This window comes from Pseudarthrobacter sp. (assembly GCF_036675385.1).
Taxonomy (GTDB): Bacteria; Actinomycetota; Actinomycetes; order Actinomycetales; family Micrococcaceae; genus Arthrobacter.
Window position 1 is genome coordinate 1 of the sequence record NZ_JAKFFD010000071.1, and the last position, 8,198, is coordinate 8,198.

Sequence of the window (8,198 nt, forward strand, 5' to 3'; positions counted from 1 at the left end):
GGGGCGGGCGTCGACCACGGCCGCCACCTTGACGCCGGCGGCCCGCAGGTCCGCGGCGAGGGCGTAGGCGCTGTCGTTGGTAGTGCTGATGACGACGCGCTGGCCAGCGGCGACGGCGTAACGGTTGAGGTAGCTGCGGACGGCGGAGGCCAGCATGATGCCGGGGCGGTCGTTGTTCTCGAAGACCAGGGGACGCTCGTGGGCGCCGGGGGCCAGAACCACCTGATTAGCACGCACGTGCCAAATCCGCTGCCGGGAGACGCCGGGCGCTGCCGGGCTGGACAGGTGGTCGGTGCGGTTCTGGACCGCAATGACGTAGTTGGCGTCGTAGGCGCCGAAGGCCGTGGTGCGGTTCAGGACCGTGCTTTCGGCCCCGGAAACCAGTTCGGCTTCCACGTCCGCCACCCACTCCAGGGCCGGCTTGCCTTCGATGGCCTCGGCGAGGCCGGGGGCCGTGGACCCGGACAGGAGGGAGCCGCCCAGTTCGGGCTGGTCGTCCATCAGGATCACGCGGGCGCCGGTGCGGACCGCTTCACGGGCCGCGGCCAGGCCGGCAGGGCCACCGCCGATGATCAGGACGTCGGTGTGGACGTACTTCTTGTCGTACTCGGCACGGTCATCTTCCGGGTCCAGTTTGCCCAGGCCGTTCAGCATGCTGGCTGCGAGGCCGTCCACCAGGGTGACGGTGGTGGCGGGAAGCATGGACTCTGCCACGTGGCCCGGGAACCGGGCTTCAACGCGAACCAGTGCGTTGGATTCCTCAACGCCGGCGGACATGATGCCGCGTGCGCGGTCCTCGTACAGCGAGTTTCCGGCGGCGACCCGGCCGTTGGCGAGCAGGGCCGAGGCGAGTGTGTCGCCGGGGTGGCCGGTGAATTCCTCGCCGTCCACGGTGAATCGCCAGGAGATGGTGCGGTCGATGCGTCCGCCGGCGGCGAGGCGGGCATTCTGGGAAGTCACTTGGTTGCTCCTTCCGGGGCGGTGGTGCTGGCAGATGAGGTGCTGCCGGCGATGCTTGTCGTGGCGGTGCTCGGCGCAGCGGTGCCGGTGGTGGTGCTGTCAGCGGCGAGGCTGGCCGTGCCGGACTCACGTGCCGGGGCGGCTGCGTCAGGCCGGGGCGCGCCCATGGGGTAGATCGCCTGGATCTCGTAGCTGACCGTGTCGCGGAGCATGTTGAACCACTGGCGGCAGCCGGTGCTGTGGAGCCAGCGTTCGGCAAAGGCGCCCTTGGTGTTGTCCCGGTAGAACAGGAACTCGGCCCATTCGCGGTCGTTCAGTTCGTTCGGGTTTTCCGGATAGGCCACGTGGGCCTGGCCGCCGTAGTGGAACTCGGTCTCGTCGCGGGAGCCGCAGTTGGGGCATGAAATGAGGAGCATGTCCGGACTCTCTTCTAGTGGGCCACGGCGGCTGCGCCGTGCTCGTCGATCAGGGCGCCGGTTTCGAACCGCTCCAGCGCAAACGGCTTGTTCAGTTCGTGCGGCGTTCCCGTGGCGATGGTGTGGGCAAAGGTGAGGCCCGCGGCCGGCGTGCCCTTGAAGCCGCCGGTGCCCCAGCCACAGTTCACGAACATGTTGTCCACCGGGGTGGTGCCCACGATCGGGGAGGCGTCCAGCGTCGTATCAACGATGCCGCCCCAGGTCCTGAGTACGTGCGCACGGGCAAAGATCGGGAAGAGCTCGACGGCGGCCGCCATCTGGTGCTCGATCACATGGAACGAGCCGCGCTGGCCGTAACCGTTGTAGGAGTCCACTCCGGCGCCCATGACAAGCTCGCCCTTGTGGGCCTGGGAAACGTAGACGTGCACGTGGTTGGACATGACCACTGTGGGGTGGACCGGTTCGTGCAGTTCGGAAACCAGCGCCTGCAGCGGATGGGACTGGATGGGGAGCCGGAAGCCGGCCATTTCGGCCAGGACCGAGCTGTGCCCGGCGGCGCAAAGGCCCACCTTTTCGGTGTTGATGGTGCCGCGGTTGGTCTTGACGCCGGTGACCCGATTGCCGTCCTTGACGAAGCCGGTGACTTCGCAGTTCTGGATGATGTCCACGCCCAGTTCGTCGCACTTGCGGGCGAAGGCCCAGGCCACGTGGTCATGCTTGGCGATGCCGGCGCGCGGCTGGTACGTGGCGCCCATGACGGGGTAGCGGATGTTGTCGTTAATGTTCAGGATGGGGCAGAGTTCCTTGACCTGCTGGGGGTCCAGCCACTCGGCGTCCACTCCGTTGAGTTTGTTCGCGCCCACGCGCCGCATGCTTTCACGTACATCACCCAGGGTGTGCGCGAGGTTCATCACACCGCGCTGGCTGAAGAGGAAGTCATATTCGAGCTCCTCCGGCAGGACTTCCCAGAGCTTGAGTGCGTGCTCGTAGATAGCCGCGCTCTCGTCCCAGAGGTAGTTGGACCGGATGATGGTGGTGTTCCGGGCCATATTGCCGCCGGCCAGCCAGCCCTTTTCGAGGATGGCGATGTTGGTCATGCCGTGGTTCTTGGCCAGGAAGTAGGCCGTGGCCAGACCGTGCCCGCCGCCGCCGACAATCACGGCGTCGTACGAGGACTTGGGTTCCGGGTTCCGCCAGAGGAAATCCGGGTGTTCCGGGAGCTGATCGCCCATCATGCCACCTCGATCGCGTCAGTAGAAAGGTTGGGGTAGAGCGGGAACTTTCCGGCCAGGATTTCAACCCGCTGCCGCAGTTCCGCCACGGCCTCGTCGCTGAACTCGCGCTTGAGTGCTGCGGCGATAATGTCTGCGACCTCGGTGAACTCTGCCTTCCCGAATCCACGCGTGGCCAGTGCCGGCGTGCCGATACGAAGACCGGACGAGATCATCGGCGGACGCGGGTCGAACGGCACGGCGTTGCGGTTGACCGTGATGCCGATCCGGTGGAGACGGTCTTCGCCCTGCTGGCCGTCCAGTTCCGAATTGCGCAGATCCACCAGGACCAGGTGCACGTCGGTGCCACCGCTGACGACGGTCACGCCGGACTCTGCAACGTCGGCAGCCAGCATGCGTTCTGCGATGATGCGGGCGCCTTCCAGGGTTCGTTCCTGGCGGTCGCGGAACTCCGGCTCGGCGGCGAGCTTGAACGCCACAGCCTTCGCGGCAATAACGTGCTCCAGCGGGCCACCCTGCTGTCCGGGGAACACCGCGGAGTTGACCTTCTTGGCGATGTCGGCGTCGTTGGTCAGGATCACGCCACCGCGCGGGCCGCCAAGGGTCTTGTGGGTGGTACTTGTGACGATGTGGGCGTGAGGCACGGGGCTGGGGTGAAGCCCTGCGGCCACGAGGCCGGCGAAATGGGCCATGTCCACCATCAGGTAGGCGCCTACCAAGTCCGCGATACGGCGGAATTCGGCGAAGTCCAACTGCCGCGAGTAGGCGGACCAGCCGGCCACGATGAGCTTCGGCTTGTTCTCAACGGCCAGGCGCTCAACCTCGGCCAAGTCAATGGTATGGGTGTCTTCGCTGACTCCGTACGGGACCACTTTGTAGAGCTTGCCGGAGAAGTTGATCTTCATGCCGTGGGTCAGGTGGCCACCGTGTGCGAGGTTCAGCCCCAGGATGGTATCGCCGGGCTGGATCAGGGCGAACATCGCCGCGGCGTTGGCCTGGGCTCCGGAGTGGGGCTGCACATTGGCGAACTCGGAGCCGAACAATGACTTAAGACGGTCGATGGCCAGCTGCTCAACCACGTCAACGTGTTCGCAGCCGCCGTAATAGCGCTTGCCCGGGTAGCCTTCGGCGTACTTGTTGGTCAGGACGGATCCCTGCGCCTCCATGACGGCAGTCGGCGCAAAGTTTTCGGAGGCGATCATCTCCAGCGTGCCCTGCTGGCGCAGGAGCTCCTGCTGAACAGCTGCATGGATCGCAGGATCGGTCTCTGCGAGCGTACGGGTCAGAACGTCGACCATCTTTTCTCCTCTGCTATCTAATATCCTGTTGATATATTAGTTTCGTGACTCAAGTATGCTATTCAGTCAGGTGGGTGTCAACAGATTTTTCAAGCCATCCCAGAGGCGCCAGAAGCGCGGCTGGAGGGCCGCGCTTCTGGTAGAAAGTTTGCGAGGTGGGGCTTGGATCAGGTGAAGAGCGCCTTGCGGACGGCATCCTCGAAGCCACTGACGTGGCTCCTTGCCAGATCAGCGGCCCGTGCCTCATCGCCGTCAATCACTGCGCCGAGCAGGTCCAGGTGCTCATGCACGTGGCGGGAAAGGTCGGGAAGGCGATCCAGAACCATGCACCAGATGCGGGTGGCGAGATTGTCGTACCGGATCAGGACGTCCTCGAGGTGGGGGTTGCCCGCAGCCGCGTAGATGCCCTGATGGACGCGCGCATCAAGGCGCAGGGTTTCGACGACGGAGGCCGCATGGGTATCGAAGGATTCAACAGCCCGCATCACAGCCCGCAACTTCTCCCGCTGCCGTTCCGTGGCCACCCGGGCGGCCCGGGACGCGGCGAGCGGTTCAAGCTGCGTCCGGATTTCTGAAATGAAAGCAAGGTCGGTCACCTCTACGCGGGTGGCAAAGGTGCCCCTGCGCGGATACGAAACCACCAGGCGGTCGAGCTCGAGCCGCTTCAAAGCTTCCCGCACCGGAGTCCGCCCCATGCCGAGATCCCTGGCGAGGTGGTCGTCGTTGAGAAGATCGCCGGGTTTGATCTCCAGCATCAGCAGCCGGTCGCGGATGCGCTCGTAGGCCACGTCCGCCAACGACTTCTTGACTCCATCTGCCACGATCGCCAACGCTTCAACAGCCATAGCCCGGACCCCTTTCCATTCAAGCCAAATAGGCTATTGACCTCGCCCACTGACCAGTATACGCTGATTCCCAACCCTAATATATCAGTTGATGTTTTTGGAATATATCTAACTGAAGATACCCAAAGGAGGAGACATGACCATTGTGGCAACAGACTCATCAACCAGCACGCTGACTCAGACCGACCCCCGCGTGAAGGACAAGGCCCAGAAGTTCGTACTCACACTGTCGTGCGTCGAACGTGCCGGCATTGTCCAAGCAGTCACCACTTTTCTCTTCGAACGTGGCTTCAACATCGACGAGCACCAACAGTTCGACGACGGGCTCCGCGAGACGCTGCACCTGCGCACCGCGTTCTCTGGTTCCCCCGAGTACACGCCGGAGCGGCTCCAGGCGGAGTTCAATTCCATCGCGGACCGCTTCGAGATGAAGTTCAGCTTCCATGACCAGACCAAACAGCGCGTTCTGGTCATGGTGTCCAAGTTCGGCCACTGCCTGAATGACCTGATCTTCCGCTGGCGCGGCGGTAGCCTGGGCGGCGACATCGTCCTAGTGGTGTCCAATCATGAAACCCACCGGGCCATGGCCGAAGCCGCCGGCCTGCCCTTTGTCTACCTCCCCGTGACCCCGGAGACGAAGGTAGCCGCCGAACAGCGACTGCTGGATCTCGTCGACGAGCACAACATTGACCTCGTTGTGCTCGCCCGGTACATGCAGGTGCTCTCCGATGACCTCTGCCGCTCCCTCGAAGGCCGGGCCATCAACATCCACCACTCCTTCCTGCCTGGTTTCAAGGGAGCGCGCCCGTACCACCAGGCGTACGACCGTGGCGTCAAACTGGTAGGTGCCACCGCCCACTACGTGACGGCTGAACTCGATGAAGGGCCAATCATCGAACAGGAAGTCATCCGGGTGGACCACAGCTACGGTCCCACCGCGCTGTCAACAGTCGGACAGGATGCTGAAGCGCTGGCACTGTCCCGCGCCGTCCGGTGGCACTGCGAGCACCGTGTGTTGCTGGACCAAACCAGCACTGTCGTGTTCCGGTAAGCACCACCACCACATCAGCAAAGACAACACACGAAAATCAGCAGGAGAAACCACATGGCTTCGACGCCAAGCATTGTAATTATTGGAGCGGGAATCGTAGGCACGAACCTGGCCGACGAACTGGTCGCGCGGGGTTGGAACAACATCACCGTCCTGGACCAGGGGCCCCTCAATATGCCTGGAGGCTCCACGTCCCACGCCCCCGGCCTCGTTTTCCAGACGAACCCTTCAAAGAGCATGGCTGCCTTCGCCAAGTACACGGTTGAGAAGCTCCTGTCCCTGAGCGAAGACGGCGTCAGCTGCTTCAACCAGGTCGGCGGTCTGGAAGTTGCCACCACCGAGACCCGCCTCGCGGACCTGAAGCGGAAGCTCGGCTATGCCGCCGCGTGGGGCATTGATGGCAAGATCCTTACCCGCGAGGAATGCAAGGAGCTCTACCCGCTGATCAATGAGGAAGACATCCTGGGCGGCCTCCACGTACCCAGCGATGGCCTGGCACTCGCCGCCCGCGCAGTCCAGCTGCTCATCAAACGCACGGAAGCCGCCGGGGTTAAGTACATCGGCAACACCGAGGTCACCGGAATCGAACAGTCCAACCGCCGGGTCACAGGAGTGGCGACCGCTGAAGGCGTCATCCCCGCGGACATCGTGGTTTCCTGCGCCGGCTTCTGGGGCGCCAAGATCGGCGAGATGATCGGGATGTCCGTCCCGCTCCTCCCGCTGGCCCACCAGTACGTCAAGACCACTCCCGTCCCGGCACAGCAGGGCAAGAACGAACAGCCCAACGGCGCGTCGCTGCCCATCCTGCGCCACCAGGACCAGGACCTCTACTACCGCGAACACGGCGACCGCTACGGCATTGGTTCCTACGCACACCGCCCCATGCCCGTGGATCTTGACGAGCTGGGCAGCTACGAACCCAGCAGCATCAGCGAACACAACATGCCTTCGCGCCTGGACTTCACCCTGGAGGACTTCCTTCCTGCGTGGGAGGCCACCAAGCAACTGCTGCCGGCCCTCCGCGAAAGCGACATCGAGGATGGCTTCAACGGCATCTTCTCCTTCACTCCGGACGGCGGCTCGCTGGTGGGCGAATCGAAGGAAGTGGACGGCTTCTACGTGGCTGAGGCCGTGTGGGTGACCCACTCCGCCGGCATTGCCCGCGCCGTTGCCGAACTGCTGACCACCGGCAAGTCCAGCATCGATCTTGGTGACTGCGACATCCACCGCTTCGAAGAAGTCCAGCTGACTCCCGAATACGTCAGCGAAACGTCCCAGCAGAACTTCGTCGAAATCTACGACGTCCTGCACCCGCTGCAGCCAAAGCTCTCTCCGCGGAACCTGCGCGTCAGCCCGTTCCACGCCCGCCACAAGCAGCTGGGCGGCTACTTCCTGGAGGGCGCCGGATGGGAACGTCCGTACTGGTTCGAAGCCAACGCTGAACTGCTCAAGGAGATGCCTGACGAATGGCAGCCGCCGGCACGTGACGCCTGGTCCGGGATGTTCAGCTCGCCCATCGCCGCCGCCGAAGCCTGGAAGACCCGCACCGCGGTGGCCATGTACGACATGACCCCGCTCAAGCGCCTCGAGGTCTCCGGCCCCGGAGCCCTGAAGCTGCTGCAGGAGCTGACCACCGCCGACATGACCAAGAAGCCGGGGGCGGTCACCTACACCCTCCTGCTGGACCACGCCGGCGGGATCCGAAGCGATATCACCGTGGCCCGCCTGAGCGAAGACACCTTCCAGCTCGGAGCCAATGGAAACATCGACACGGCCTACTTTGAGCGGGCCGCACGCCACCAGACGGAAAACGGAACCGCCAGCGACTGGGTCCAGGTTCGCGACACCACCGGCGGGACATGCTGCATCGGCTTGTGGGGACCCCTCGCCCGGGACCTGATCAGCACGGTCAGCAGCGACGACTTCTCCAATGACGGCCTGCGCTACTTCCGGGCCAAGAAGGTTGTCATCGGCGGCGTCACCGTCACCGCAATGCGGCTGTCCTACGTCGGCGAGCTGGGCTGGGAACTGTACACCAGCGCGGACAACGGCCAGCGCCTGTGGGACGCACTGTGGAAGGCAGGGCAGCCGTTCGGCGTGATCGCTGCCGGCCGCGCCGCGTTCAGCTCGCTGCGCCTGGAAAAGGGCTACCGCTCGTGGGGCACCGACATGACCACCGAGCACGACCCGCTGGAAGCGGGACTCGGTTTCGCCGTGAAGATGACGAAGGAAAACTTCGTCGGCAAGGCAGCACTGGAAGGCCGGACCGAGGAAAACTCCGCCCGCCGGCTTCGCTGCCTGACGGTCGACGACGGCCGCAGCATCGTGCTGGGCAAGGAACCTGTCTTCTACAAGGACCAGGCAGTTGGCTACGTCACGAGCGCCGCTTATGGCTA

7 protein-coding genes are annotated in these 8,198 nt (G+C 64.1%); 2 read left to right on the forward strand and 5 right to left on the reverse strand.

Annotation, left to right across the window (positions count from 1 at the left end; all coding sequences use genetic code 11):
* The 5 genes from V6M49_RS05665 to V6M49_RS05685 all read right to left on the reverse strand — a co-directional run.
* Positions 1-960 (reverse strand): (2Fe-2S)-binding protein (locus V6M49_RS05665; protein WP_332760512.1); only part of this gene is annotated, 960 nt, incomplete at its 3' end.
* A complete protein-coding gene (locus V6M49_RS05670; protein ID WP_332760513.1) occupies positions 957-1,376 on the reverse strand; it encodes a sarcosine oxidase subunit delta in 420 nt (139 codons plus the stop codon). The genes V6M49_RS05670 and V6M49_RS05665, both read right to left, overlap by 4 nt.
* 14 nt (positions 1,377-1,390) lie before the next feature.
* Positions 1,391-2,611 (reverse strand): sarcosine oxidase subunit beta family protein, encoded by a 1,221-nt coding sequence (locus tag V6M49_RS05675; protein WP_371706759.1) that lies wholly within the window; start codon positions 2,609-2,611, stop codon positions 1,391-1,393.
* On the reverse strand, positions 2,608-3,906 hold the full coding sequence (gene glyA, locus V6M49_RS05680; protein ID WP_332760514.1) for a serine hydroxymethyltransferase: 1,299 nt from the start codon (positions 3,904-3,906) through the stop codon (positions 2,608-2,610). The genes V6M49_RS05675 and glyA overlap by 4 nt, the downstream gene beginning before the upstream one ends.
* A gap of 167 nt (positions 3,907-4,073) precedes the next feature.
* Complete coding sequence (locus V6M49_RS05685; protein ID WP_141139034.1) at positions 4,074-4,751, reverse strand: GntR family transcriptional regulator; 678 nt, start codon at positions 4,749-4,751, stop codon at positions 4,074-4,076.
* Positions 4,752-4,887: 136 nt separating this feature from the next.
* Between V6M49_RS05685 and purU the strand changes: the two genes are divergently transcribed.
* Together purU and V6M49_RS05695 are read left to right on the forward strand one after the other, a co-directional pair.
* The gene (gene purU / locus V6M49_RS05690) at positions 4,888-5,802 is read left to right on the forward strand and encodes a formyltetrahydrofolate deformylase (protein ID WP_141139033.1); all 915 of its coding nucleotides are present in this window, start codon (positions 4,888-4,890) and stop codon (positions 5,800-5,802) included.
* Positions 5,803-5,856: 54 nt separating this feature from the next.
* Positions 5,857-8,198: GcvT family protein (locus V6M49_RS05695; protein ID WP_332760515.1), on the forward strand; the 2,342-nt coding region annotated here is incomplete at its 3' end.

Excerpts from the sequence above, each read along its gene's own strand:
- V6M49_RS05670 (WP_332760513.1), bottom strand. The coding sequence starts at position 1,376 with ATGCTCCTCATTTCATGCCCCAACTGCGGCTCCCGCGACGAGACCGAG.
- V6M49_RS05675 (WP_371706759.1), bottom strand. The coding sequence starts at position 2,611 with ATGATGGGCGATCAGCTCCCGGAACACCCGGATTTCCTCTGGCGGAAC.
- glyA (WP_332760514.1), bottom strand. The coding sequence starts at position 3,906 with ATGGTCGACGTTCTGACCCGTACGCTCGCAGAGACCGATCCTGCGATC.
- V6M49_RS05685 (WP_141139034.1), bottom strand. The coding sequence starts at position 4,751 with ATGGCTGTTGAAGCGTTGGCGATCGTGGCAGATGGAGTCAAGAAGTCG.
- purU (WP_141139033.1), top strand. The coding sequence starts at position 4,888 with ATGACCATTGTGGCAACAGACTCATCAACCAGCACGCTGACTCAGACC.